Source organism: Nonomuraea sp. bgisy101, from assembly GCF_057708945.1.
This window is the reverse complement of record NZ_JBYITD010000100.1, coordinates 1-2,295: the sequence shown is the minus strand read 5'-3', so window position 1 is coordinate 2,295 and position 2,295 is coordinate 1. Positions and strand designations below refer to the sequence as shown.

Below are 2,295 nucleotides of genomic sequence, written 5' to 3'. Positions count from 1 at the left end.
AGCAGCGCGGCCGCCGGGCCGGTCCCGCTCTCCGACGGCGTGAACAGCGAGTAGGAGAGCAACAGAACGGCGATCACGGCAGCGGCGGGAGCCAGGTAAAGGGGCCGCTTCCACCAGGGGGCGACCGGCGCCGGCGACGCCACGGCAGGCGTGTCCGGCTGAGGCTCCGCGGAGTCGTCCGGCTGGGTCTCGGCGGGCTGTTCGCCGAGTTCCCGCCGGCGTTCGAGCCACGGCTCCGGATCGTGCTCGCAGGCCCGCACGTAGGCGTCCACGAACTCCTGCGGAGGCAACTCCTTCGGCGTGAGCCGCCGCGAGAGCGTGCTGGGGTGGTACCGCATCCGGCGCCCCAGCTCCTCCAGAGTCAGCGTGCCGCGTAACCGCCGCAGATCGTCGACGAACTCAGCGACCGGACCCTCTTCCCGATCGATCGGGTGATCCTTGCGTCCACCTCGCGCCATGGTCTCCTCCGCTGTCGCTGTGCAGTTGTTGCGGTTGTTGCTGCTTTGTTTCCGCAGCTTGCAGGGGGTGTCGAAGGCCTACCGCCTAGGGCAGCATCGGTCCGGGACGATCACCATCCATGATCGCCATCATCTCATCCGCTCCCCCCCAGAAAGGACCCTCATGTCCACGATGTCTGCTTTCGCACGCCTGGCCACGACGGTGGCTCTGACCGCGGGGCTCGCTCTGGCCGGGTCTGTCGTCCACGCCCCCGCCGCCCAGGCCGCGACCCAGGCCGCGACCCAGGTGGCCACGCAGGGTCTGCCCTGCGCCGGTGAGCGCATCGGCCGCACCGAGATCACCGCCACGAGCGGGGGCGCGCGGATGAAGGGCGCGTTCCTGCACGTCTACCGCAACGGCAGCCGCGTGTGCGCCTTCACCAACACCAGCCTCGCGGCCGAGGACTATGCCAAGTTCATGTCGGTCTCGATCTGGGTGTGCGGGCGCTCCGTCGCCGAGTGCCGTGACTACCAGGACCACCTCGACACCGGCGGCTACCACTACCGGGTCAACGCCGAGAGCCACGTGAAGCGGGGCTTCGTCCGGACCAACGGCGCCACCCTCATCGCCGGCAGCCAGTGCATCCGGGCCTGGGGGCGCGTGGTTTTCACCGACTCGAGCCGCAGGCAGTTCGCCGGGAACGCGAACAGCGCGATCTTCTGCTGAGGCTGAGCCCAGCCCCCACCCCCCGCCGCGCGGCCACGTAAGGACAAGGACAGTGACGGAGAAGTACGGCGAGTACGTGGTGGCCGGCACGCTCGGCTCGGGCGGCCAGGCCGTCGTCCACCTGGGTGTGGGAGCGGACGGCGGGCGGGTGGCCATCAAGGTGCTGCTCGACTCGATGGCCGGGGACCCCGACGCGCTGCGGCACTTCGAACGCGAAGCCGCCGCCGCGCGCCGGGTGGCGCCGTTCTGCACGGCCAGGGTGCTGCACACCGGGGTGGACAGCGGCCGGCCCTACCTCGTCAGCGAGTACGTCCCCGGCCCCTCCCTGCACTCGCTGGTCAGGACGGACGGCCCGCGTACCGGCAGCGGCCTCGACCGCCTGGCCGTCGCCACCCTGGCGGCCCTCGTGGCCATCCACCGTGCCGGGGTCGTCCATCGCGACCTCAAGCCGTCCAACGTCATCATGGGGCCCGAGGGCCCCGTCGTGATCGACTTCGGGATCGCCAGCGCCACCGGCCACCTGCTCACCCGCAACGCCATGGGCACTCCGGCGTACATGTCCCCCGAGCAGTTCGAGCAACGCGAGCCGACCCCGGCCACCGACCTGTTCAGCTGGGCCCTCACCATGATCTTCGCGAGCACGGGACGGCAGGCGTTCCCCGGCGCCGCCATGCCGGCGCTCATGCACGCCGTCCTGACCGCCGAACCCGACCTGACCGGCGTCCCCTCCGGACTGCTTCCGCTCCTTCGCGACTGCCTCGCCAAGGACCCCGCCGCCCGTCCCACGGCCGCCGCCCTGCTGTCCCGGCTCCTCCACGACAACCCCGGCCTGTCGACCGCCGACGTCCGCCTCGGCCTGCGCGAGTCGCTCTCGCGCGGTCCTGTCCCTGACGGCCTCGGAGCGCCACGCGGCACTGCCGCTCCCCCGGACCCGGGCGTCCGGGCCTCGGTCACCCGTCCGCCCGGCACCACCCGTCCGTGGTGGAAGAAGCCCCTGGCGGTGATCCCCGTCGCCGTCGTGATCTCCTCGCTGCTCCTGGTGTACCCGCCGGCGTTCTCCCCGGGGAACGCCGGCGGGAACGGGCCTGCGGCTCCAGTCGGTGCCCCTTCACCCCGTGGGACGGGCCCGGC

At 72.0% G+C, this 2,295-nt stretch carries 3 protein-coding genes; 2 read left to right on the top strand and 1 reads right to left on the bottom strand.

The window, feature by feature from the left end; genetic code table 11:
• A partial coding sequence (locus tag AC3EO4_RS55595; protein WP_431904968.1) for a helix-turn-helix domain-containing protein occupies positions 1–458 on the bottom strand: 458 nt, incomplete at its 3' end.
• Between the two features lie 172 nt (positions 459–630).
• Here AC3EO4_RS55595 and AC3EO4_RS55590 point away from each other — a divergent pair.
• Positions 631–1,164: a hypothetical protein gene (locus AC3EO4_RS55590; protein WP_431904966.1), complete on the top strand. Its 534-nt coding sequence runs from the start codon at positions 631–633 to the stop codon at positions 1,162–1,164.
• Between the two features lie 52 nt (positions 1,165–1,216).
• Positions 1,217–2,295: serine/threonine protein kinase (locus AC3EO4_RS55585; RefSeq protein WP_431904965.1), on the top strand; the 1,079-nt coding region annotated here is incomplete at its 3' end.